Genomic DNA, 24,178 nt, shown 5'->3' on the forward strand with positions numbered 1-24,178 from the left:
GCGTTGCTGTCCGGGAGTGGATGGCAGCGGCGCGCTCAGCCTGAAACCAGCGCGCCAGTTTCTGGCCTAGTCCTTGGCGTAACCGGCAGCGTAACTGCCGTCGTCCTCGTTCATCCAGTGGCCGGAATCTTCCAGCGCTTGCTGCACTTCCTTGGGCACGTAATTCTCATCGTGCTTTGCGAGCACCTGATCCGCCTGAAACACGCCGTTGGCGTCGATGTAACCTTCAGCAACAATGCCCTGCCCTTCGCGAAACAGGTCTGGGAGCAGACCTGTATAGGCAACAGCCACCGTCTCCACCTGATCTGTGACGACAAACTGAACGTGGGCATCGTCACCATGCACAACCGACCCGTCCTCAACGAGTCCACCCAACCGAATGCGCTGACCTTCAGGCACCTGCTTTTCGACAATATCCGAAGGGCTCTGGAAGAACACGATCTGGTCATTCAAGGCAAACAGCACCAATCCGGCCGCAGCCGCGAGGACCACACCTGCCATACTGATAAGGGTAAGTCGTCTTTGTTTTCTCGTCATCTGTTCCAACGTTTCAGAGCGGTCTATCGCCTCGGACTAAGCTGATCAAATCCCCATCGTCCGGATTGAATACTATCTATTGAGGTACTGGCCTAGTTCAAGCCCAACGCTTGGGCAACCCCGTCAAGCTGCGCTTCAGCCTCCGCGTCGCCGTCAAAGGCGGTTCGTGCGGCCGCCAACGCGTCTTGCGCTCGTTGTTCTTCGCCAATCACGATCAGGGAACGCACCAGACGGCTCCATTCCTGAACGCTGCCGCCGTCTTCGGCCAATCGGGTTTCCAACTGGGCGACCATGCCGGCGACCATGGCTTGACGATCCTGCACGGTCATGTCCTGTGCGGCTTCAATATCCTCACGTGTTGGACCCCGTGGCTCGTCCGGTTTCGCCTCAGTCGGGGCAGTTTCCTGACCCGACACAATCGAAGACCCTGACTGATCGGTCAGCGTGTTCAATTGAGCGCGCGCAGCTGCGACCCAGGGCTCATCGCCATTTGCGTCAGCCAACAAATCCCGCCATGCGGTGATTGCAGCTGCTGTTTGCCCCTGTTGGGTGAGCGCCAATGCCAGATAGAAACGAGGCTTTGCTTGCTCTGGTGCTGCCGTTGTCACTCGCTTGAGCATTGCTTCTGCTTCTGCGGTTACTGTTCCCTGTTGCTGGAAGATCAGCATTTCTGCGCGTGCCAATTCCAACGCCGGTGTCGGGCCCGCAATTCGAATGGCCTGCGCATAGGCCGCCTCGGCCTTGTCATAGGCACCTTGGCGAGCGTAAACAGGTGCGAGTACCATCCACCCTTGAACATCGTCGGGGTTCTGCGCCAGATGCTCTTCCGTGCGGGCAATAAGCTGATTGATGTCCGGATTGCGATTCAACTGCGCTTGACGTTCGGCTAGCGGCTGGTCAGGCACCCCCGGTGCGCCTACCAAGAAATAGAGCCCCAGCGCCAAGACCGGCATGGCCACAATCGCAGCAACACGCAGCCCCCACGCCCTTTGAGAGGCAGGTTGGTTCGCCGCCCGTCCATCAGCCTCGCGCTTGGCTGCAAGCAAGCGCCGGGAGATCTCGGTCCGCGCTGCCTCGGCCATTTCCGCTGACACAGCACCGGTGCGCAAATCGTCTTCAACTTCAGCCAGTTGCTGACGGAAGACCTCTATATCATTCTCTTCCCGTAAAGGCGCATGGCGCGCACGGGAAACAGCGACAAGAACGGACAGAGACACTGCCGCAGTCATAAGGGCTAATACGATCCAGAACATCATGGGCATGCAATAGACAGACTCGCGGGCAATTACGCAATATCCGGGGGACTGCGACCAGCGGTCGCAGTCTTGGCAACATGAGCTACGGAAAAGCCCGCGGTTGCCGGTTGGATGCTAAACTGGATGATATTTCAGAAAGTTAGGCCGCAGTTTTCTGCGCGGCACAGCGGCGTTTGTACATCATGCCGCCATATTCATTTCCAAAACAATTTTCGCCAAGAGCCACGAGGCAATCGAAGGCTCTGACCTCCTTATCCCCATCCTGCAAGCTTTCTGCCTGAATTCGGCCCAACAATTTGTCGCCTCGTCCTTCAAAAAACTGCTCGATCTTGCGCTGAAGCGGCAAGCTTGCCTCAGACAACCCAAGATTCTGAGCATGGCCGGGCATCAACTCCGCCACTTTCATCACTCGAATGGCGTTGCGCAATGCCTTGCGATCTCCCGACTTCTGGCCGCGCGCTTCTTCCAAGGCCTTGTCCATGGAAGGAATCAGACTATCGATATCATCTCGAACCATTTTGGTGATGAATGCACGGGTCTGCTCAAAGGTACGCGCCCACTGACGGCAATTCTTGAAATCAGTGAGCAACAACACAGCATCCAAAGACCGGAGCGCTTCGCGCAGCGCCTCCGGGTAGCCCAACTCACCAAATGGTGCATGCTTCCAGTTTTCGACACCTTGGATTTGACGTGCAATCTCGCACAAGGCGTAGGTTCCAAGCGGTTTGTAAGGACTTTCTTCCACCAGCCGCATGTCGCGTGTTTCACACATGTCCATGGCCAATTCGATCAAGCCGGCCGCCGTCACACCGCGCCGACTGACCAACAAGCCTGCCACATAGTGGCCATCTGCAGGCGTTTTCTTGATGTATTCGCGCAAGTATCGAATGAGCTTGACCGGGAACAAGCCATTCTCATCCTTGTCCATGCGCGGCAGATCATCCATGAACTGTTTCAGTCGCTCCGAGGCCTCGAAGATGCGCAATGCATCCTCCAGCTCTTCCATGTTGCGCTCACCGCCTAATCGGCGGCGCAAATGCCGGCGTTCGCTCAAGGAGTGCTCGGCGGCCTCCAGTCGCTGTTTGGCCGCAGACACAATCTGTTTGCGTAGTTCGACCGCCAAACTTTGCAAAAAGGCGTCTTCATCCTGTTCGATGTCATCCGTGCCGTGTTCCATTGCCAGACGGCATTGCAGGATTTCATCCTTCAGAAGATCGTCCTCAAGATAACGCCAAAAACTGTCGAGAAAACCGCGCTCTATCAGCCCCTGAGTTTTTACGGGCATGTGCTCGTTTATAAAAAAGGGCTGCAATGGCGAGAATACCACGCGCTGCAATGGTGACGAGCGAAACCCCAAACGCCGTGGCGACGCCGACTTACGCAGAAGCCCCTGCGCCAATGGCATGATCAGCGCACTGTTGGGTATCCGTGTTCCCTTCTGCTCCGAGGTCTCGATAGACCGAACAAGCATTCGCAAGGCCTGCGGAGACAAGCCGCCGAGGAACTCGGATAGTTTTTCGGATTTCAACTGTGTATTCGGCATATAAACTCATTCCAAACCTTGGAGTGAGTATAATCAGCACGAATTACTTAACCATTAAGAAGGGATAATATCCCCGGGATGAACAAGGGCTGGCGGCTAATTCAAAACAGTCCAATTCTTGCCGGATTTACATGCAGCGCCATTGAAGATCAACTTCTGCTCATCAATCTCGATGGAATGCGTGTAATCGCGGCAGGGCTTGTCGTTTACATAGTAGACGGGCCCGCTACGGACCGCACCCTGCGCGTCTGCCCGGCGACTTGTCCATTTCACAAGACTACCGGTTTCACTTGCATCCAAGGCCGCTGTTTGGGCTTTTTCTGCCGTACTCAGATCTCTATCAGCCAACAGGTCTTCCAATTGCGGCACAACCACACCATTGATGGCTTGCTGACCGCTCGGATCTGAGGCCGGAGATGCCCAGAAGCCGACCATGGCACTGTCGTTGTTGGCCTCGGACGATGGCGTTCCGCAACCAACCAGTGCAAGACAAAAAGAGAGGCAGACGCCAATCCGATACATGGTTATAAGCCCAAGGCTCCCTAACTAAGACGACACGACCGAATACTGAATTACCGTACCCGAAAACGGCTGAGTAGAATTACAGATCAAGTCCCGAAAACATATTGAGGCGCATATGCCTACAGGATACGTCTCATGGCAACCCAACCTTTTAATTAGATAGTTATCTTGATCATTAAATCGACGTCATGCAAGTCCTTCAGGATTTCAAGCCCGGCAGCACAACCAGAGCTTTCAATCCTCCCAACTCGCTTTCCTCCAATTCAAAGCTACCGCCGTAAACCCCTACCAAATCAACAATAATCGATAGACCAAGCCCGGAACCCGGAACGCTTTCGTCCAAACGTCTGCCGCGACTGAGAGCGGATTGACGCTCGGTTTTGGTTAATCCCGGTCCATCATCCTCCACAATTAGATGAATTGTGTCGCGCGATGAGCCTTCCATTTCGACGAATTCGCATCGCACTGCGACATTACGGTCACACCATTTGCAGGCGTTATCGATCAGATTCCCCGCGACCTCTTCCAGATCCGGCTGTTCACCCCGAAACCGCAAGGTTGCTGGCAAGTCGGTTGTGATAGTGATGTTCTTTTCGCGATAGATCTTTTCCATGACCCGGGTCAGCCGGGTTAATACCGGTGCAACTTCGCAGGATACGCCGATCACCCGTCTCTGCGCCGCCATGCGGGCCCGCTCAAGATAATGGCTGATCTGGCCCTGCATCAGCCCGGCCTGTTCTTCTACCTTACGCGCAAACCGCGTATCTTCGGCGCGCGCTTCATTCAAAATGACAGATAGCGGTGTTTTCAACCCGTGCGCCAGATTGCCGACATGGGTTCGAGAGCGCTCAACAATTTCCTGATTGGACTTCACAAGCGCATTGAGTTCTTCAGCCAGAGGTTTCAATTCACGGGGCAAATCCTCATCAATCACCTCAGCATCTCCGCGCCGGACAGCAGCCAGTGATTTTTGCAGGTGGGTGACGGGCAACAGGCCATAGCGCACCTGCAAGATGATTGCCGCGATCAGCCCTGCCCCAAGGATGCCCAGCGTGAGGGCCGCAAGCCATGCAAAGGAGGTCGTGCGCTCGTCCACTTCACTGGTACTACCAGCGACGGCGATCAAATAGGTCGTACCATCGGAGAAGCCAATGGTGTCCCACATGACCCGTAGTTCCATGCCTGCAGGGCCGGTGGTGTAAAACCGTTTTGGCATCTCTCGTGAGGTATCGATCAGATCCAGTCGGTCGCCAAACAAGGACAGACTGTCAAAAACAACGTCACGTGGATCATCGGCGTTACGTACAGTCCAATACCAACCGCTCAAGGGCAGGTCGAAGCGCGCTTCACCAAGGTTAGACGGTCGCTCAGGCTTCCCGGGCATATCGCGAGCGATTGCCCCGATAAGCGTGGTCATATGCACGTCAAGGCGTTCATCCAGCGCTTGAATGTTGGACTGCTGGAATAGGGTCACCAATACGCCGCCCGCAATGATGAAGGTCACGAGCGACCACAGCCCGGCGACCAGTACCAAACGAAGGGACAAAGCCATGCGGCCACGTTTTCTGGCGTGTTTTATCGTATCAGGCACCCGCGTCCTCGTCCTGAACCCGGTAGCCAAGTCCCCGCACTGTTTCGATGAAGGTAGAGCCGAATTTCTTGCGCAGCCGACCCACAAAAACTTCGATCGTGTTGGAATCACGATCAAAGTCCTGATCATACAGATGCTCGACCAACTCGGTACGCGAGATGACCCTGCCCTTGTGCATCATCAAATAGGACAGGAGCCGCAGTTCATGTGAGGTGAGCTTGACGGGCATGCCTGCATTGGTCACCCGGCCGGCCTTCACATCCAGCACCACGTCGCCGATAGCCACTTCATTGGACGCATGACCTGCCGCGCGGCGCACGAGAGCCCGAACGCGGGCCAACACCTCTTCCATGTGAAAGGGTTTGGCGACATAGTCGTCTGCGCCCGCGTCTATGCCAGCAACCTTGTCGCTCCAACGATCGCGCGCAGTCAGGATCAGCACCGGCATGGTGCGTCCGTCCCGGCGCCAACGCTCCAGCACACTGATCCCATCCATCTGAGGCAGACCGATATCAAGGATCACCGCATCATACGGCTCGGTATCGCCGAGGAAATGCCCCTCTTCGCCATCGAAAGCCTTGTCGACCACATAGCCCGCATCTTCACAGGCCGCGCACAACTGGCGGTTCAGATCCTGATCGTCTTCAACGATGAGCAAGCGCATTCAATTCTCCAGGCCGTTTTACGGCTTTATCGTCCGGTTTTTGCGTCAACAGTCACGGTCCGCACCTTGCCGTTTTGCAGCACAGACAAAACATAGACCAGCCGACCGCCTTGTCGGCACAGCTTGGCATCGACAATCTTGCCGGAAATGCTCAGCGAGCCAAGGGCCCGTGCCTGTCCGCTGCTCACCGCCGCCCGTGCTTCGCCGGGCGACAGGCACTGTGCGGCGCCAGCTGAGGGCACCAACGGAGCCATCAAAGCGGCAGCCAGACCGATCACGGCCAATTTGTGTTGCAAAAACCAGAGCTTCTTCATGAGCCCATTTTTACTGCACACTGGCTGAACATGAAATGAACGTTTGCTTCACTTGAGCTGGTTCAAGCCTTTATTTCGACAGTTTTACGCGTCCAGCCCCCCGGCCCCACCAGTTCCGAGAGTTGAGCCACGGAAATGATCAGGGTATCACCGTTGTTCACCGAATCGCTTTGTCGCATGGCGTAGGTATAGATCCAACGATCCTGAGCAACCTCTTGCACCTGCAAAGTGTTACCTGCCGGAGTTTCGATCCGCATCTGATACCGCTCCTCGGTTTCATTGAGAGGAACCTGCGCTAATGCCCAGCTATCCCCATTGGCACGCGTTCGTCGGACCCACTTGATTTCCAGATCCGCATTGGCCAGCCGGCGTACCTTCACGTGAACAGGTGCGAATGGCATGAGAGCCTTCCCATCGCTGGCATGTATGAGATCCACACAGGCCCGGCTGTCCAACGCTTCCCTTGCTGGTACCATACGATAGTACTGGTCGCGTTGCAGCGCCTCAAGAGACCACGGCAGGGCTTGAACCGCCTCGTTCAACAGCACGAACCGCGCACCTGCGGGCGCGCCTTGTCCCGCCAAAGCCTCCGTTCCGCGCTGACCGCGCAGCAATCCGGAAAGCTCATAGCTGTGAGGGCCAACCAACTCAGCCTCCGTAAACTGCAAGATCTCCCAGTGTCCCGGCTCGGATTCCACCGCACACGGATTGCCACCAGCCAGCACATCCAGCGGATCAGCGCCTTGAAGAGCTCCTGTCACGTCCGTTAGCACCACCGTGCTGTGCATGTCCCAGCGCCAAACGGGGCCCGGCGCCAGCGGCGCTGCAAGCACACCCATAACAGCGCGCTCGTCGAGTGTTTGGATCAACTCGTAGGCTGTGCCGCTGTTGCTGCGGTAAATCTGAAGCGGTCCGGGCCACGGATCCGAAAAAGCGGCGATAAACGGCGCTCCCGGCTCTCCAGTTCCTGTCAGGATCGGCAGATTGGCAATGACAACTTCCGGCGGGCCCACCGCCCCCGCACTGAAACGCGCAGGTTGTCCTTGCGTCGGCACCCCAAGGGACAAGGCCACGGGTTCCTTGCAGGTCTCTTGAGCTTCCAGCTTCAGATCATCGCCCCAAGCCATTCGGGTAATGCGATACCGGGTCTCAAACGCTTGATCCGGTTCGAGTGTTGTATCCAACGCGACTGTCTCTCCCGGTGTCAACGCCAGATGCCGATGTGAGACGCTGGTTTCAACCGCTTCGCGACTTGCCCATATCCCTTGCAGTTGTTTTTCGCAGAGCATTTGCAACTCGCTACGGCTTAGCGAGATCTGCAAGGACTGGGTGAGTACGCGATCGCCCTCTGCTCCCACGTAGCGAAACTGTGCGGTAGTGCGCGCGTAGTCCTCAAACGGATCGTAAGCACTCAGGCGCAGATGCGCCGGCAGTTGGCGCCCGCTTTCGCGCAACCGCGTCAAGGGGGCCGTCTCTTCCCCTTCCACGACGACGTCGCCAAGGCCCAAAGAAGCACCAAGTGGCGCAGGATCACTCTCCGCCCACGCGCTGCGTATCGCTACTTGTGCGCCCTCATCGGCCACGATCAATCCCAAGGGCCCCAACAACGGCTCCAGAACCTGGCGCAGGGAGGCAATCCCCGGCACCACCAGTCCATCCAGTTTGGCAGAGCCCTCCTCAACCCGCACCTCGCTTGAAGGCACGTCGAAGTCTGCCAGAAGTTGACGCAGCATCCCAGCAGATGACGCTGCCCCAAGTCTCCCGTTCAACCAATGTCCGCGATACCAGTTCTCGCCGTCCGCCCACTCACCGGTGAAGGTGGGGAAAGCTGGAAATGGCCTTGCATCCCATGTCCATAGAAAGACGCCGTGCGGGTCGATCATCGGACCGCCATAAACAGAAGAGATCGGGATCTCACCGGGCTGCAGCGTGGGGTGCGCGATCCCTGCGAAACTCAGCGATGCTTCCAATGCCCGGCGCTGGACAAGATCGTCCCGCGTTCCCGATGAAAAATGCGGGAACGCGCTTTCAGCAGACTTTGGATCAAAAAAGACATTGGGCTGGTTGGTTCCCTTGTCGACCGCTGGAAACCCAAGCTCGGTCAACCAGATGGGCTTGCTTTCCGGCACCCACGCTGTTGGGGTACCCAGCTCCACCTCTCCGATCCGCTCAACATGCGGGTTTTGCCACCAACTCTTCAGGTCTTTGGCACGATACACCCAAGGCTTGCCGTAGGCCCCATCCGTTATCGTTGTTCGTGTTCCCGCATCCCGGTCGGAAGTACTGGCATAATACCAGTCATGGTATTCACCACTTGTCAGACCGGCCCGCAAGCGTTCCGGGTCGTAGCGAGCTTGAGCGCTTTCGCCGCCGCGCCAGTCACTCAGCGGCACGTACCAGTCAATACCAATGGCATCAAGTTGAGCGTCCGCCCACAAGGGATCAAGAGGAAACCGCAGCTCACCCGGTTGTGGCGAAAACCCGCCATATTCCGACCAATCTGCGGCATATGACAGTTTCGTTGCCGGCCCCAGCTTGCTTCTGATTTCATGCAGCAACGTGACAAGCGCATCGACGAATGGAAACCGCCCCGGTTCGGCATAGGCACGCGTCAGGTTCTTCAGTTCCGTGCCGATAAGAAAGGCATCCACACCACCGGCCGACACCGCCAGATCGGCGCAATGGTGCAAGAAGCGGCGATATCCCGCGTCCGTCATCCCGCCCACAAACGCCTCGATCTCAGGTGCTGCCGCCGCTGTCCCCTGAGGGGTACCCGCCATCTCAGCTGCAAGGGACGTCGTGATGCGGCCACGCCATGGGTGAGCCGCCTGTTCCGAACCGCCATAAGGATCAGGCTTGCCATTACCTTCTGGAATGTCCATCAGGATGAACGGGTAAAACATTACCTTCAAACCGCGCTGCTTCAGCTCCGCAATGGCTTCACGCACGGAATCGTCAGAAGGCGTGCCCCCATACGCTGGGCGCCCGTCCACTTGTGACACGGCACGCGCTGTCTCCCGGGTCTTGCCTGCCACCTGCCAACTGCGGGGCCATGTCCGTCGGTTCTTGAGCGTTACCTTGGGTTCCAACACGCAGTTGGCACACCTTAGGTCATCGCCGAACCAACTGACCACCAGTGCCACGCTTTCCAGATTGGGGCATAATGCCTGAAGCTCATCCAGCGATGCGGCCAGATCACTGCTTGCCACCTTGAAATGACGGTTCAAGGTACGCCGGGCACCCGGTCCGGTTTCACCAAGCACCTCGGTCGTGCTGTAGATGAACTCATCCGCCCCGGGGATCAGCGAGACACCACGCACCATGGCCTCCAGTGGTTCCACCGCCCGCACAACCTCAAAGGAAAGCTGAGGCAGACGATTGCCATAATCTGCCAGCGGCAGTCTTTCAAAAACCACGTAGGCCAAGTTGCGATAGGCAGGCGCAACGCCTTGCTTGGCCTCGATCAATGGATCGGGCAGTTGATCGGCAGTCCCATGATAAATCCGCATGTTCACGCTCTCGCGGTCCAGTGGTTTGCCATCGGCCCAGATGCGACGCACATCGGATATGGGGCCCTCGCACAGGCCAATGGCAAAATTGGCAAAGTAGCTATGGGTGGTAACGGTCGTGGTGGTGCCGCCGCCTCCTTTGCCTCCCCCTTGTTTTTCGCGGGAAACAACCTCTTCGTAGCGGGTTGCCCAAATCACTTCCCCCGATAGTCGTGCACGGCCATAAACCCGTGGGATACCCTGACCCTGTGACGATGTTTGCAAATGCACATCGCCGATCTGGCCCCGTTCCACTTCTGCTTCGCGGGAAAACACCGCCCGGTCGATGGCCGCTCCGCCCAGCGCGCCCAGCGCTTGGCCCAGTATGGCGCCAAACGGTCCGGCGATTGCTCCGCCTACGGCAGAGCCCACACCAGACAGGATCATGGTTGCCATGGCTTACCTCACCTTAGTCGTCATGGGATCAGGAAACACAAAGCTCGCTGCAATCCGGCGCCGCCAGGCCGGAACAAGCGCGCTCTCGACGGTGCCGCCATTTTCATAGGCATGGATGAACCGATCCGGCGCACTCACGACGCCCACATGCTTGCACAAGCCGCTCGGTTTCCAGCGAAACAATACCAACTCACCAGCCCGCGGAGACATTGAAGGCGTCAATTCAACAAGATGAGCCCTGGCGGCCTCCAGCAACCGGTCCGAGCTGCCAACCTCGGCCCATTCCGGGGCGTAGGGCGGTACTGGCGCGGGCTCCGTTCCATAGAATGTGCGATACAATCCGCGCACCAGACCCAGACAATCGCAGCCGATGCCCTGACGCGAGGCACGGTGACGATACGGCGTCCCAAGCCATTGGCGAGCCTCAGCCACCACCTGCGCCGGGGGTAGTCCCTCCGCTGTCATGACAATGCCCCGCCGGTGTTCTCACCGGTATTCCGGCGCGGCCCCCACAATACGAAATCGTTACCCGGCATATGCGGGAATCCCTGGAAATTGGCCGCATTGGAGAACTTGCGCTGGCAGGTTTCAAAGCTCTTGTCGCACCCCGCCGCTACGGTCATCACCGCGCCCACACTCATGAGTCCTGCCACCGGCCGCGTCACTGTGAGGTGGGTAGCGCTGCCATGCTTTTCATCGCGTACCACGGTGAAGCGCTGCCCCAGCGGGCTGCCATCATCGAAGCGCACAACACCACCGCTGAACCATCCTGCATCGTAGGCGGCCAACCCAGACACCTCCAGCTTTTGTGGTTCCGGCATGTCCACCAGTGTGGCAGTTGCTGAAAAAGCCGGTTGATCCAGATCCACCCGGCACGCCGTGTCGCCCAACTCAGCGCTGCATTGCCGGGCATAGACCCGCCCCTTCTCATCAGCAAACAGGTCCAGCAGTGTGCGCAGCTCGGCCTTGAACGCCAAACCATCGCGCCGCACTTCCCCCAATACCGCCCGCATCAACACGGTTTGTTGGCTTTCAGGCGCTTGCCAGTTCACAAAATACACGGTGATGCGCGCGCCATCCCAAAGGCCCGCTCGCAGGTCGGTTTCATCCAACGTGTGCGAAGAAATAGCCCCCGTCACTTCCTGAGACCCAACTGCAAACCCCTCCGACACTTCGGTCAGGCTTTCATGCAGCCCAAGGCCGGGCTCATAGTTCTGGCCATCGAAGTGCAGAACACAGTCATGGCTGGTAAAGCCTAGTGTGCGCCCATCCGCGCGTTCGAATTTCCAGCAGGTTGCCACAGTCCATTCATCCCCTGCCAGATGGTCCAGCAAGGCTTGGGGTATCTGTCTCATGCCCTGTCCTTTCGGATTAAAGGTTTATTTCCACCAGCGGCACACTTGGCACTTGTCCGGCACTGAAATGGGTCAGGCTGGCTTCCAGATGATCGGTGTCGAACCGAACCGGGGTGTGAAACTCAAAACCGGCAGTGATCCGTGTCCCTGCTGCTGGCGGATCACCATGAATGGTGACAAGGCCGGTTTGGGTGTCGAGGCTGGCCTGGGGGCCGAGTGCGACGTGCACACCATCAACAGCAAGGCGCAGTGTGCCCGAAACGGGTTTCCGGATGATCCGGTTGTAGGGGGATCCCGGATCGCCATAGGCCTTGGTCAGTTGAAAGGTGGTTGCAGTACCGTTTCCGGTCGCGATCAGTTCATCCTCCGCCGTGATCGCCTGCCCCCACGCAGCCGTTGAATGATCAAACGGATCCTTGAAGCGAAAGCCGATCAAACGCCCGCGCGTTTCTTCAAAAAAGGCCAGCACATGATGCAAGTCGGCCAGAGACCGGATCCCGGTCCCCGCGTCATATCGCCGTCGAGATCCGACCCAATTGGTTGCGCGAATTTCATGTCCGTTGGCGAAAGTGAGAATGCGGGTGCGCCGTTGCGGGCCGCCGCTGGCACCAAAGGAAATCCAGCTCGGAAAACATTTTTCCAAAAATGTCATGGGCATATGGCCTATGGTTTGACCTGTCTCAAGGAAAGAAAGTCGAAACTTGGTGAATGTGCTTGCAGGCTCGAAAGGGCGGTTGGGTCGTATAATTGAAGTGACATCAGCATTTCGAGGTCACTGGCCCGCCCCATCGCAGCCACGACATTGCGCCGTTGCGACAACGGCCGCCGAGATGCGTCGGTCCTTGAGTCCCTCCTCTTCAATGCCGACGTTATAGCCCGCGCTGTCCCCGTCCGACAGCGCGGGCAACTGCTGTCGCCACCTGCCCTTGTGATTGCTGAAACCCCTGCACGTCCGGTGTCGTTACATTCACCGTAATGGGGGCCCCTGCCGCTCCAGAGGCATCCACGCCCAGCCGACCGCCAACGCCTCGTTTCAAAGGCAAAACCGCCTCCGGCCCCGCTTCGCCCATCACCCCAAGCGCGGCACCGTTGTGCCCCATGGGAAAGTAGGTCGGTGCGGCAACAATGCCTCCTTTTGCAAATGGCATGACGCCTGACAGCGATCCGCTGACGCTGCCGCTCACCAGATTGGTCAGACCGTTGGTCAACGCAGCCTCCAACGGTTGAAGCGCTGCGTTCAAACTGCTGCGGGACAATGACAAGGCCATCTCGGACATGACCGAACGCAGGCTCTTGCCCGACAGGACTGCGGCCGAGAGCCCGGAGGTCAACTCCCGTGAGAACTCCCCGGCCAGCCCCTTGAGGTCGCGAAATGTGGCGGCCAGTTCCTCGGCCTGATCCACGCCCCAGTCCGTTGCTGGTTCTTCGTCCATCAGTGGTCTCCTTTCTTGTCGGGATAGCGACCCATCAGTTGCACCAAGTCCTGTTGCAAAAATGGGGACGCGTTTTGCGGCGGGGCCAAACCGGCTGCCAACTCACGGGGCGTGGCTTGCCAGAAGGTGCGCGGACACCACCCGAGATGGGAAAAGGCCAGCCGCATGGCCTCCTGCCACGGAAACGGGCGTGTCACGGGTGCCGCGCCATGGCGGGGTGGTGCGTCGTATCGGAATGCCCTTTAGCTTTTGAGGGGCTCGTTGCAACAGAAGCTGTCCCCGCCTCCTGCGGGGCAAAGGTTGCCTCCAGCAGATGCTTGACCGCTTGTGCCATGCCGACCACGCCCTGCGGACAATGCATGCGGGCCAATTGGTCTGCATCAACATCATGTCCGGCCCCCTTCAGGCCCGCCAGAAGGAGACGCTGAATGTCGTGCGCACTGAGCCGGCCTGTGGTGAACCGTGCCAACAGGTCATCCAGATTATCGGCGGCATAGGCACCCTCCAGCTCCGCCAATGCTCCCAGTGTCAGCACCATGGACCAGCACCGTCCATCCAGAGTGATCTCCACTTCGCCGCGATATCGATTGGTCATTTCCTTGCCTCCTCAGGGTGTCTCGGAGAAGGTCAGCTCACCCGCCGACTCCAGCGCCAACTCATAGGTGACCTCGCCGTTGAACTCGCCGGCATATTCCAGTCCCGCCAGATGAAACGGGCCTTCCAATACCCCGAAACCGGGCAGGACCACCTGCCAGGTGGCCAACGCGCCGGAAAAAAACAGGGTGCGGATTTGAGCATCGGCATTCTGGTCCCGAAACACGCCCTGCCCCGATATGCTGGCGGACCGGGTGCCGGTTTGCGCCAACAGCTCCCGCCAGCGACCAGCGCTGTCCGCATTGGTGATATCTGCGGCAACGGCGTTCAACGCAAAACGACGCGAGCGCAGTCCTGCCACACTTTCAAAACTGCCGGAACCGTTCAGGTCCAGCTTCAACAGCATGTCCTTGCCTGCCTGAGCAGCCATGCCTTTCTCCTTGATTTGATGTTGTCTGATCTGCGCAGCCCACTGGCAGTGCGCTTCATTCCACCACCGCACGTCCGGCAAGCCGGGCCCGCCACGTACGCCGGTCGCGCTGCAGGGATATTTCTTGCGTCACGGCCAGCACAAGCACCTGGCCACCAGAGCCTGTGGTGAGCGCCCCCGCAGTCAGGACATCAGTCACGCGCGCGCCAAGCGCTGCCACATCCGAACGGGTGAGAGCGCGAGAATAGGCCTCAATCGTGAACCGCACGCGGTCGCCATCCGCCGGGTTGCCGGTGAGGCTCTGGCTCTGAACTTGAGACAGGCTCAGATACGGCAGGTGAATGAAGGCCGGCGCACCATCAACAATTCGCCCTTCGTCATTGTCCATTAGGGCGAGAAGAGCGGTGTCCGTCCGCAAGGCGGTGATGACGGCATCGCGGAATATGCTTTGGCTCATGAGGCTTCTTCCAGTTGGCGGCATGTCAGATCCAGCACGCGGGTTCGCTGGTCCGGGTCGACCACCGTTTCGACGCGCAGCCGCAGCGGGCCTGCCTCCAAAAGCCAACCGGGCAGAACATCAGCGCGGTAGCGCAGCCGCACCGTGTATCCTGTTGTCTCCTGTAGCCGCCCCGCCTGCGGTGTTGCAGCGACGCGGCGCGGGCGCACCTGCGCCCAGACCACTGCCTGTGGCAGATACACGGTCTCGTCATCTCCGGTTGGTGCCAGAGAGACCGAGGGGGCAGACAGGGTCATCGGCGTATCAAATTTCCCGGCCCCCATCATATCTTCAGCACCTTGTAAGGCGACAGCGCGCCGGCAAAACCATGAGGCAGAAACCCACTGATTGCCCCGTCCTCCACCAGGCTGCGACGCTCATACCAAAAGCCCATCAGCATCAAGATGGCGGTCCGCAGACCGGCAGGAACATCTGCCGGCTGATCGCCGTAGCCCGCTGTCATATCGACCTCAATGCCGTTGAGTTCCCGGCGCGGTGGCTCCAGACCCGCCCGCACCCGGAGCCGGGCCGGGTTGCTGGCCAGATCCGTAACATAGCGCTCCGGCGGCAGGACATGCGCCGTGCCGTCACTTGCAAAGAGTGTGAGCGCGTCCACCTGCCGAATGGGCGCAACCGGCAAACGAATAATCCGTTCTGCTGGCATCTCGTCGATGTACTGACGCCAGCTCTGAGTAATGAGAGCCCGCCCGGTCAACCGCTCCACTTCCGTGCGCGCTGCAGTGATAAGGCGTTCCAGCAAGGCATCCTCGTGGGTGTGTGACAGGCGCAAATGCGCATGGGCGTCGGCCAGCGTCACCGGCTCTCGCGCCGGTGCCACCGTAACAACCGCAGTCATGGCGGGCTCTCCGTTTTTTAGATTGAGGTCAGGTTTCAGGCAGGTGCTGGCGCCCTATGCGGCAAACTTCAGAAGCTTAATGGCATCAAAGTCCTGCACGCCGCCGCCCACGCGTTTGGTGGTGTAAAACAGCACATACGGCTTGTTGGAATACGGATCACGCAGGATGCGCACGCCCAGACGATCCACCACCAGATAGCCGCGCTGAAAATCACCGAAGGCAATGGGCGTCGTGGCGCTGCCGATATCCGGCATGTCCTCGGCCTCGGTCACCGGAAAGCTCATCAGACTGGCCGATGAGCCGGGGCTGGTTGGTGGCTGCCACAGATAGTTGCCCTGTCCGTCCTTGAGTTTGCGAAGGGCGGCCTGAGTTGACCGATTGAACACAAAACGGGCGTTCTGCCGAAAACCGGCCTTCAGGGCATAGACCAGATCAATCAGCACGTCACCGGGATTGCTGGCCGCAAAGGCGCCATCGGCACCGGTACTCAAGGTACCAATGTTGCCCCAACTCCAGCCGGTCTCATCCACCTGAGTATAATCAAGAAAGCCCCGCGGTGCGTTGGTGCCGTTTCCGGAAATGAACGCGGCCCCTTCCTTCTCCGCGAAGGCGGCTTGTACCTCTTGCGCGATCCACTCATCCACGTTGATGGCGGAATCGTCGAGCAGGGTTTGGGTGGCTGCGGGCATGGCGTAAAGCTCCATGGTTGGAAACGCCAGTTCCGCCAGATCCGGTGAGGCCGTCTCGGGCCGAGCTGCGGTCTCCCCCACCCAACCGCTGGCAAGGCCGGATTTGGAGAACGGTTTCTTGAACGTGTTCCCGGTTATTTGCCGATTGCCTGCGATCGCCCGAATGGGCGACACATTCGCCAGACGCAGAAGGATTTCCGCTTCCGTCTGCTCGGGTACCAGATACCCGCCATCCGCATCTGACCCCACCGACAGCGCCTTCACCTCCAACTGGCGCAGGTCCTGCTCCTGACCCTGGCGCACATACCGTTCAAACGCGGCCTTGTGTTCCGTCGCCGCAAAACCACCGGCTTGTGCACGTTGGGTCGAGCGCCCACTACCCACTGTCTCCAACCCCGGTTTTTCCGGTCGCCGGCTTTTCAAAGCCAGTTCGTTGACGCGCTCCATTTGCTTGTCCAGCGCCTCGTCCATGCGCCGCAGCTTGTCTTCCACCAATGTGTCGACCTGCGATTTTTTCTCCAGCTCGTCCAAGCGCTCATCATTGGCATGACGATAGTCCTCAAACGCGCCGAGCAGTTGGTCCAACGCCTCACTGGCCGTGGTCACACTTTGCCCTGGCGCCGCATCTGCCTTCACAACAGCCCCCTTGGGGTGGGCCAGATCCTTGGTTTCCAGCTGTGTCAGTCTCTTCTGATTCATAGGATTTTTTTCCTCTAATTTAAGACGCAGTTCTCCTGCTCCGCTACAACCAAAAGCAGCGGATCAAGGTTCACGTATCGGTTCGTTGAGCTGGTTCAGTCGCCCGTATCAGTCTGAGCTATCAAGCCGGGCGGACCGTAAGAGCGGGAAGGTCACCAGTGAAACCTCCCAGAGATCAACCGCCAGCACATCGCGACATCCGGTGTGCGGATCACGGCGGGCCTTGCGCGCCTTGAAGCCGATCGACAATCCGTTCAGCACACCGGCGGCAATCAGGTGTGCTGCTTCCCGGCCTTGCGCCACCGCATCCAGAATCTCGCCTTGCACGAACAAGCCCTGACTGTCCTCACGGATGGAAGTCCATCGCCCAATCGGACGTGACGGATCATGCTGCCAAAGCATCTTGATGTCCTGCGTCGGACGCCGCACAAGCGAGCGCAGGAACGCACCGCGATGAACACAGTCGCCGCCATCATCCACCTCATGGAACCGGCTGGCGTATCCCCTAATCTGCATAGGCCCTCCTCCTCACAACACCGGCATGACTCTTGCCGTCAATGCACGGAGCGAGCGGCCCGCACGATGCGCGCCAGATTGTGAACTGAACACGGCGCTACGTTTGGTGCCAAACGAGGCAGCCCCGTTTGCCGACAGGACTGGAGCGTCGCCGGCAACTCGGATTGCGTGTCGGCGCAGGAGCTCGATCCATCACACCCACCCTCTCGCCGCTGCATCGAAGGTTGCTCCGGCTCAGCCCTACCTCTGCGCTGCTGCATCATGGCCCGGCGCAAATCAGACGCCCTGGATCGCACCGTCTTGAACGCCTCAAAAATCTCACCGCATTTATGGCCCTGCCAAAAGACACCACTTGGAAACATGGCTCGCATTCCCACCTCACAATCCCAGCGCATTGCTACTAATTATCAAACTTAATCTCAATTATTTCCCATGTAACATTTATCGGCTCAAGGCCATTCCTCATCGCTCAGGATGGCGTTCAACCGAGTTACTTCGGAGAGAAAATCATCGAGCCGACGCGCTCCATTGGCCAGCTCACGCAACGCCCAGACCAGCAAACTGGTGGAACTGCTGGCCCACAGAAACAACGTCAGGTGAGCCAGATCTCCTCGCTCCGCCAGCACCTTTACAATATCCATCACACCTCCTCCCGCGGCCCATACCCAACCGCCTCTCGCTTTTCATCGGACGACAAAAAATCGGCCTGTGTCACGCGTTGCCACAATGCCGACCGCTCGGCGCTGAGAGCTTCCACCGCATCCAGATCTGCCTCCAATGTAACCGGACGCTCCCATGAGGGGGATAACCATTGAGCCAGCGCCGTATGCACTCGGCGCGCCAACGGCAAAACGGTCTGGCGCCAGAAGGCCCGATTGGCTTCCTGATAATTGGCATAGGTATTGTCTCCTGGCAGACCAAGGAGCAACGGTGGCACACCCAGTGCCAGAGCGACCTCTCGGGCCGCCTGATTTTTTGCAGCAATGAAATCCATGTCGCGGGGGGATAAAGCCATCGGCTTCCAATCCAATCCACCTTCCAGCAACAAGGGTCGTCCGGCGTTGCGCGCCCCCTGGTAGCTGTCCGCCAGCTCCTCTTTCAGCCGCTGAAACTGTTCGTCACTCAAATGAACAGCGTCACCACCCCCATAGACCAACGCACCGGACGGACACGCCGCATTGTCCAAAAGGGCCTTGCTCCATTGACCTGCTGCATTGTGAATGTCGAGCGGTCCTTGCGCCGCCTCCAGCGCGGCAAAGCCGTAGTAGTCATGCAATGGATGGAATTGTTTCATATGTAATAAAGGTACAACCTGACCGTTTCCCTGTGCCGGAATACGCATGGTCCTGCCGCCCACCGTGTAGTCGTAGGCTTCCACCCAACCCTTGGCACCGGGCACCACTTTCACCCGGTCAGGGCGCAACACATGCAGTTCACGCACATCGTCCTCAAGTGCAACAGCCTCTACATACGCATTGCCCGACAAAATCAGATAGCCGAAAATGGCCTCCAAAAAACTGGCGGTATTTTCGCCCGGCGCCGGCCGCTCCAACAACGCCAGAAGCGGGTGTTCGTCAACCTCGCTCCCGTCTTCCTTCACCACAAGCCTCAAGCCACTGGCGGCTTCACAGATCATCCGCACCGCCCGGAAGGCAACGGCGTTTTTCATGTAGCCTTCCTTAACCAATGCTGCATAATCTCGAGGGGTCCAAACGGCGCGTCCCTGAGTCTGCATGGCGACAAACCGCGAGGTGCGAGAGGCCTTGGTTTCTCTCTGATGTGCGGAAAAACGTTCAAGAAATCTCTTTAAAGGCATGAATATACTCGCTTTTCAACTACACTTAAAGCGTTGCTTTAAGTAGTTAAAGTGCCGATTCATTTGTTTGAAACATTGATTCAGTCAGGCCTCATTTCCTGAATCCTCTGAATCCCTTAGAGGCTTTTCTTGCCTCCATCCCATCCCTGGCTTCGGATGTCAGAGCGCACGCAATCTCGGGCGGGTTGACTGGTTCAGCATCAACTCACTCAGTGCCCAGACCAGCGCATCAAGCCGGTCGGGCGAGCGGCCAGACGACAAGCCCGTGGGCGCAAAGTCCGCCATTTCGTCTTCAAGTTCCGGATACTGGCCCACGTGGTAAACCCGGCCCTGTTCATACAAAAGCGCGACGGGTTCGGCCCGGCGCCGCTTGGACCGAGTGGCATGAACCAACTTGACAGGCACAGCCGGATCTGCGCGCGCCATGACTTCGCGCACCATCTCCCCGCCCTGATTAGCCTCCGCAACAACGCAATCCGCCTGCAACTCATGATAGAGATCAATGGCACGCTGTGCCCACTCGCGAGGCCTCAAACCACGCTTGCTTCGGTCTCGAAGTATGTACCCTGTACCGGCCTCATCAAGCCCTGCAGCCACGATCCCGCAGGCATCGGACCGATCGGTTGCGGTGGCGGGCGGGTCAATCGCAATGACAATGCGCAGTAGATTGGAGACCTCCGGTATCCGTCCCAGCTCAAACCATTTCCTGAGAAATAATCCATCTTCCCGATCAGCGATCAACTCGCCATCAAGCTCCTGACGCCCCAATCGCGTGCCCCCGTAGCGACGCATCATTCCCTCCAGAAATCCCGGAGCAAGAAACCCCGCATTGGTCATGGTGCTGGCTCGAGTTGTCATGGTTGTTTCCTCCGCCAGTATCCGTTTGAGCACGGGAACAACGCGGGGTGTGGTGGTGACCAGTTGCCGAGGGCATTCCCCCAGACGCAACCCGAACTGCAGCATGTCATAGGTCTCCTGAGCATATCGCCACTTGGCCAACTCATCACACCAGGCCACAGCGAACTGGGGTCCCCTCAACGCCTCGGGATCTTCGGAGGAGAAACACCGCGCCACCACTCCATTTGGCCATTCCAACCGCCGCCGCGATGAACTCCACGCAGGCCGCTCATGCCGGGGATGAATGTTCATTACACCGGAAACCCCCTCCACCATCACCTCCCGCACATCATGATAGGTTTGTCCCACAAGGGCGATCTGTCCGGCCCCCGCCGGCAACTCCGGCTGCCCAGCCCAAGGTTTGCCGGTCGCAAGAGCACGAACCCACTCGGCCCCTGCTCGGGTCTTGCCACAACCGCGTCCGCCCATGATCAACCAGGTATGCCACTGCCCTTTTGGTGGCAGTTGATGAGGGTGAGCGAAGGCGCTCCATTCATGTTGCAAAAACCTCAACTGTTGCCGTGTCAGGCTATTGAGAAAAACCTCCGTCTTGCCCACCTGCGCACAACGCTTCAAGCCGTCGCGCAAGCTGGTTGCGTACGTCGTCATCAGCACCTCCCTCCTCCTGCTGCGCCGGGCCGTGAGCGTCTTGCAGCGTGATCAGCGTATCCAGTGTTTTGGCCAGACTGGTCAGTGTGCGTGACAAGTGATCCGTCTCGGCCAGAGACACATTCTTTTCTTCCGCCAGTTCCCGAAGCCGCTGCTCGATCCGGCCAACCTGTTTTTCAAAGGCGCTATAAAGACGACTGATCAACCGGCTGCGTTCTTCCGGCGTCGCCTGTGCCAACTCCGCCGACAGGCGAGCGCGTCGCAGCCACCCTTCCCGGCGAATGCGCGAGGTGATGGTCGACGCCGGCACGCCGGTTTCACGTGCGATCTGATTGATGGGGACACCGCTTTCTTCGACCCGTCGGCGGATCCATTGCCAGGTCTCAAGCGGCACCCGCTGACCCGCACCACGCAGGTCCGCCTCCGTGCTTTCGGTGGTTGACACATCAGCTTCAGATGACGCCATGGCCGTTCTTCACCTCCCGCCTTCAGACACAAAAAAACCGCCGATCCGATCATCGGACCCAGCGGCTCACACACTCATAATCTTTCAACTTTTCCATCTCTGCCTTGGGAGCAAGGCACTGAAGCTGCCCCCCTGACAGAAGAGGTTTACAGCGGCGAGGTGCTTCAACACCTCCGCAAATAGCCTTCCTCAACCAAACAATTGATCACCTGAATAGGCCAGACAAACGCTACTCAAGCACTTCATCTGTCAACTTCTAGTAGCTAATTCGCGTCCAATTCAACCTTAGGCCAGCACGTTGCGAACACGATTGAACGCGCCCCATCTGGTATCCGTCACCAGCCCAGAAGCACAACCTGAGGTCAACTCACAGTTTTTCTAGCATGCCAAAACCCTAGCAAACCAGCGTTACGCTGTCAAGATAATATTCCTATATTTTCATTATTCATTCCGTTAGATCAATTATTCCCCTCTTGGGAAATGACAGTGTGGCCGCGACGGGGCTCAACTTCGCCGTTGCTGGCACAGCCCTCCCAAAGGCTGGGGAGACTTATCCCCCTTCACGCGGTAGTCAGACGCCATCAGCACGCCGGCAAAGATAAAAACCCCGTCAGCGTTAGAGATGAAAAATCCAGATAAGAGCAGGCCTGTGATCTGGGTGCGTCCCTTTCCGCGATCAAGACAAGCCACCCATGACCCGCACAACGCAAAAAGGGGAGCAGCGTTCCCGCGGCTCCCCTTTTGGTCTCAATGTCCATTCGCTTGGTGCTACGACTTTCAGCCAGCAGCAGCGCGACGCTCAAGCACCTTGTAGATGATGAAGGCGATCACAATGCCCGCCACAGAAAAGATTGCAGCGGCCGGGACGGCACCAAATCGCTCAACGAGAAAATTCACCGCATCAGCCACAGCTTTGCGGCGGCTTCCCGAAGAACTCACCATTTCACCCTGCAAAGCCAGATAGGCCAGCACTTGAAATACGACAAACACGACACCGCCAGAAACAAACTTATTCATAAACAGGCTCTTCATAACGTCTCCTTGGACCTCGTCATTTTTCTTGCTTGGCGAGAGGCGCACGGCAAATGCAACCTCCAGATCAGTGCGCGGTGTAAGGTATGCAGATCGCACTCGTCAAGGAGCCCTAACGTGTCGTCATAAGTATATTTCGAGAGGCGGCGAAAAAAGCGTTCGTGAAAGGATCTGACACGCACTACCGCAGCCCGCACGATGACAAACGGCAGGCGGCTTCCCCCGCTCATTGGCGCAGGCATAGTCCGGTAGCATACGCAACAGGCAAGCCAATCCGTATTGGTCCGAGTTGTGAATTATAGAGAATATGTTACATATTATAATTGAGGCCAATATTAAGAATATGTTACATGCTCTGCGAAACTACCCATGGAGATAATAAGATGCCTGTAGTTAGAATCAACGACGCAACGTTTGCCGATCTCAAGTCCATAGCGACATGGTTTGGCACCAAGACTCCAGGCGAGACCATTGACCGCATCGTGCGTGAGGCAATGGAGCGGCTCGGAATGGAACGAGACGACGAGCCAGAAATGGCAACAACCACGACCGATGGTGAGGCAATGCAGTTCGACACTGCGCCGGGTCTCACCTACACTAAGCCGCGAACCGCCTCGATCAACGGCAAGGTAATACACGGCCGACCTTGGTCGGAGATCCTACTCACCATGATCGGGGAACTGAGGGCCAAAGGATTTGAAGGCGAAAAGCTGGTTCGAGAACTTGGGATCCCGGCCAAGACGGAACAGTATGATGATGAGGGATTCAAGTATCGCCCCGACCTCGGAATTTCGGTTCAGGGGCAATCCGCGTCAGACTGCTGGAAGGAAATTGATCGCATCGCCAAAAAGTGGCGTATACCAGTCTCGGTAGAGTTCCGGTGGAAACAAGACGCGAAAGCGCAGTATCCGGGAAAGACGGGTGTGCTGCGGTCAGGCAACGCTTAGGGAAAACGGTCAGGCGCGCTTGGGGCGGCTGTATCGCGGTCGGGAAAATTCGGCTGACCGAAAGGTATGGAACGGCATGATGGAGATGCGGAAATCCAGATGCGTGTTATCAACGCCGAGAATGATCTCGTTCTCACTGCGACTGACCGCCGGAAAATGCCAATGGTTACGAATAGTTGAACCGGATGGAGACGCCAAACGGCTTCGCCAAGGCGCGCCGCACACGCAGCAGGCTGACCCAAGCCGGAAATGTCATCATCAGCTGCGCGCCTCGTCTAGGGAATATGAGATAGGCTTGGCGAAGCAGTCCATGAACTCTTCAGGCCGCTTTTTGTGATGAAGCATATTATCACTGGGAAGCACGGTAGAGTGCGCGGTTGTCATTTAATAGGCGATTGCTGTTGAACGACTTAAACCGATCACGAGCGCTGTACCAAAAGGATTATTCCTTCTCAGCCCCATCCACCTTGGGATCTTCATTGGGCCAGTCTACCAAGTGGTCTTCGTAGTCCTCCGGGGCCATTCCATCTTCGGAGACCGTCTTGTCGCGCACGGAAATACCGGCGGCATGAACCGTTTCCGGATCCCCAGACACCAAAGGGTGCCACCAGTACAGCTCTTGCCCTTCCCGAACCAGCCGATAGGCACAGGTTGGTGGCAGCCATTTGAGTTTGCGTACCGTTTCCGCGTCGAGCTGCACACAATCAGGCACCGTTTCAAACCTGCGTTCATACTTTATGCACCGGCATGTGTGACCATCCAGAAGAGTACAGGCTACGTTGGTCCAGTAGATATCACCGGTGTCCCAGTCTTCCAGTTTGTTCAGGCAGCAGCGACCACACCCATCACACAGGCTCTCCCATTCTTCAGGGGTCATCTGTTCGAGGGTTTTTGTTCGCCAAAATGGCTGAACACTGCTACATTCGTGGGGTTTCATCGGTATTTATCTCTATGCCTATATTCTAGTGTGC

At 57.9% G+C, this 24,178-nt stretch carries 27 protein-coding genes; 1 reads left to right on the forward strand and 26 read right to left on the reverse strand.

What is annotated here, in order from left to right; translation table 11 throughout:
• Positions 1-66: 66 nt before the first annotated feature.
• The 25 genes from ccmE to G512_RS21825 form a co-directional block, all read right to left on the reverse strand.
• Positions 67-537 carry a cytochrome c maturation protein CcmE gene (gene ccmE, locus G512_RS0118415; protein WP_028482980.1) on the reverse strand — a complete coding sequence of 157 codons (471 nt, stop codon included), beginning with the start codon at positions 535-537 and terminating at the stop codon, positions 67-69.
• Positions 538-629: 92 nt separating this feature from the next.
• On the reverse strand, positions 630-1,799 hold the full coding sequence (ccmI, locus tag G512_RS0118420) for a c-type cytochrome biogenesis protein CcmI (protein WP_081657558.1): 1,170 nt from the start codon (positions 1,797-1,799) through the stop codon (positions 630-632).
• 133 nt (positions 1,800-1,932) lie between these two features.
• The gene (locus G512_RS0118425) at positions 1,933-3,336 is read right to left on the reverse strand and encodes a hypothetical protein (protein ID WP_028482982.1); all 1,404 of its coding nucleotides are present in this window, start codon (positions 3,334-3,336) and stop codon (positions 1,933-1,935) included.
• Between the two features lie 96 nt (positions 3,337-3,432).
• Complete coding sequence (locus G512_RS21810) at positions 3,433-3,858, reverse strand: RT0821/Lpp0805 family surface protein (RefSeq protein WP_051269617.1); 426 nt, start codon at positions 3,856-3,858, stop codon at positions 3,433-3,435.
• A gap of 199 nt (positions 3,859-4,057) precedes the next feature.
• A complete protein-coding gene (locus tag G512_RS0118435) occupies positions 4,058-5,410 on the reverse strand; it encodes an ATP-binding protein (protein WP_036490083.1) in 1,353 nt (450 codons plus the stop codon).
• Between the two features lie 31 nt (positions 5,411-5,441).
• The gene (locus G512_RS0118440) at positions 5,442-6,113 is read right to left on the reverse strand and encodes a response regulator (protein WP_028482984.1); all 672 of its coding nucleotides are present in this window, start codon (positions 6,111-6,113) and stop codon (positions 5,442-5,444) included.
• A gap of 26 nt (positions 6,114-6,139) precedes the next feature.
• Positions 6,140-6,427 (reverse strand): PepSY domain-containing protein, encoded by a 288-nt coding sequence (locus tag G512_RS0118445; RefSeq protein ID WP_051269624.1) that lies wholly within the window; start codon positions 6,425-6,427, stop codon positions 6,140-6,142.
• Between the two features lie 62 nt (positions 6,428-6,489).
• Complete coding sequence (locus tag G512_RS0118450) at positions 6,490-10,371, reverse strand: baseplate multidomain protein megatron (RefSeq protein WP_028482986.1); 3,882 nt, start codon at positions 10,369-10,371, stop codon at positions 6,490-6,492.
• A 3-nt stretch (positions 10,372-10,374) separates the two neighbouring features.
• A complete protein-coding gene (locus tag G512_RS0118455; RefSeq protein ID WP_028482987.1) occupies positions 10,375-10,836 on the reverse strand; it encodes an NlpC/P60 family protein in 462 nt (153 codons plus the stop codon).
• Positions 10,833-11,726: a DUF2163 domain-containing protein gene (locus G512_RS0118460; RefSeq protein WP_028482988.1), complete on the reverse strand. Its 894-nt coding sequence runs from the start codon at positions 11,724-11,726 to the stop codon at positions 10,833-10,835. The genes G512_RS0118455 and G512_RS0118460 overlap by 4 nt, the downstream gene beginning before the upstream one ends.
• 16 nt (positions 11,727-11,742) lie before the next feature.
• Positions 11,743-12,378, reverse strand: coding sequence for a DUF2460 domain-containing protein (locus G512_RS0118465; RefSeq protein ID WP_322782963.1), 636 nt, complete (start codon positions 12,376-12,378; stop codon positions 11,743-11,745).
• A 217-nt stretch (positions 12,379-12,595) separates the two neighbouring features.
• Positions 12,596-13,159 (reverse strand): phage tail tape measure protein, encoded by a 564-nt coding sequence (locus tag G512_RS0118470; protein ID WP_028482990.1) that lies wholly within the window; start codon positions 13,157-13,159, stop codon positions 12,596-12,598.
• Entirely contained in the window at positions 13,159-13,356 is a 198-nt protein-coding gene (locus tag G512_RS22515) for a phage tail assembly chaperone (RefSeq protein WP_028482991.1), read from the reverse strand. Before G512_RS22515 ends, G512_RS0118470 begins: the two co-directional genes overlap by 1 nt.
• Complete coding sequence (locus tag G512_RS21815) at positions 13,353-13,754, reverse strand: gene transfer agent family protein (protein ID WP_051269628.1); 402 nt, start codon at positions 13,752-13,754, stop codon at positions 13,353-13,355. Before G512_RS21815 ends, G512_RS22515 begins: the two co-directional genes overlap by 4 nt.
• A 12-nt stretch (positions 13,755-13,766) precedes the next feature.
• Entirely contained in the window at positions 13,767-14,183 is a 417-nt protein-coding gene (locus G512_RS0118485; protein WP_028482992.1) for a phage major tail protein, TP901-1 family, read from the reverse strand.
• A gap of 55 nt (positions 14,184-14,238) precedes the next feature.
• Positions 14,239-14,640, reverse strand: coding sequence for a DUF3168 domain-containing protein (locus G512_RS0118490; protein ID WP_028482993.1), 402 nt, complete (start codon positions 14,638-14,640; stop codon positions 14,239-14,241).
• Positions 14,637-14,966 (reverse strand): phage head closure protein, encoded by a 330-nt coding sequence (locus G512_RS21820; RefSeq protein WP_081657561.1) that lies wholly within the window; start codon positions 14,964-14,966, stop codon positions 14,637-14,639. Before G512_RS21820 ends, G512_RS0118490 begins: the two co-directional genes overlap by 4 nt.
• Positions 14,963-15,535 carry a head-tail connector protein gene (locus G512_RS0118500; protein ID WP_028482994.1) on the reverse strand — a complete coding sequence of 191 codons (573 nt, stop codon included), beginning with the start codon at positions 15,533-15,535 and terminating at the stop codon, positions 14,963-14,965. The genes G512_RS21820 and G512_RS0118500 overlap by 4 nt, the downstream gene beginning before the upstream one ends.
• Positions 15,536-15,589: 54 nt before the next feature.
• Positions 15,590-16,924 carry a phage major capsid protein gene (locus tag G512_RS0118505; RefSeq protein ID WP_028482995.1) on the reverse strand — a complete coding sequence of 445 codons (1,335 nt, stop codon included), beginning with the start codon at positions 16,922-16,924 and terminating at the stop codon, positions 15,590-15,592.
• 108 nt (positions 16,925-17,032) lie between these two features.
• Complete coding sequence (locus G512_RS0118510; protein WP_028482996.1) at positions 17,033-17,440, reverse strand: HK97 family phage prohead protease; 408 nt, start codon at positions 17,438-17,440, stop codon at positions 17,033-17,035.
• Between the two features lie 449 nt (positions 17,441-17,889).
• Positions 17,890-18,081 carry a hypothetical protein gene (locus G512_RS0118515; protein WP_028482997.1) on the reverse strand — a complete coding sequence of 64 codons (192 nt, stop codon included), beginning with the start codon at positions 18,079-18,081 and terminating at the stop codon, positions 17,890-17,892.
• The gene (locus G512_RS0118520; protein WP_028482998.1) at positions 18,081-19,256 is read right to left on the reverse strand and encodes a phage portal protein; all 1,176 of its coding nucleotides are present in this window, start codon (positions 19,254-19,256) and stop codon (positions 18,081-18,083) included. The genes G512_RS0118515 and G512_RS0118520 overlap by 1 nt, the downstream gene beginning before the upstream one ends.
• A gap of 159 nt (positions 19,257-19,415) precedes the next feature.
• Positions 19,416-20,762 carry a DNA-packaging protein gene (locus tag G512_RS0118525; protein ID WP_081657562.1) on the reverse strand — a complete coding sequence of 449 codons (1,347 nt, stop codon included), beginning with the start codon at positions 20,760-20,762 and terminating at the stop codon, positions 19,416-19,418.
• Positions 20,683-21,228 carry a hypothetical protein gene (locus G512_RS0118530; protein WP_051269631.1) on the reverse strand — a complete coding sequence of 182 codons (546 nt, stop codon included), beginning with the start codon at positions 21,226-21,228 and terminating at the stop codon, positions 20,683-20,685. Before G512_RS0118530 ends, G512_RS0118525 begins: the two co-directional genes overlap by 80 nt.
• Before the next feature lie 777 nt (positions 21,229-22,005).
• Positions 22,006-22,245 carry a hypothetical protein gene (locus tag G512_RS21825; RefSeq protein WP_036490092.1) on the reverse strand — a complete coding sequence of 80 codons (240 nt, stop codon included), beginning with the start codon at positions 22,243-22,245 and terminating at the stop codon, positions 22,006-22,008.
• Positions 22,246-22,643: 398 nt separating this feature from the next.
• On the opposite strand from G512_RS21825, the gene G512_RS0118540 reads away from it, so the two are divergent.
• Positions 22,644-23,207, forward strand: coding sequence for a T4SS efffector SepA family protein (locus tag G512_RS0118540; RefSeq protein WP_036490096.1), 564 nt, complete (start codon positions 22,644-22,646; stop codon positions 23,205-23,207).
• A gap of 442 nt (positions 23,208-23,649) precedes the next feature.
• Here the strand turns inward: G512_RS0118540 and G512_RS0118550 are convergent, their stop codons facing one another.
• A complete protein-coding gene (locus G512_RS0118550; RefSeq protein ID WP_028483003.1) occupies positions 23,650-24,144 on the reverse strand; it encodes a YcgN family cysteine cluster protein in 495 nt (164 codons plus the stop codon).
• Positions 24,145-24,178 lie beyond the last annotated feature (34 nt).

This window comes from Pseudovibrio exalbescens DSM 16456, from assembly GCF_000422785.1.
Lineage (GTDB): Bacteria > Pseudomonadota > Alphaproteobacteria > Rhizobiales > Stappiaceae > Pseudovibrio > Pseudovibrio exalbescens.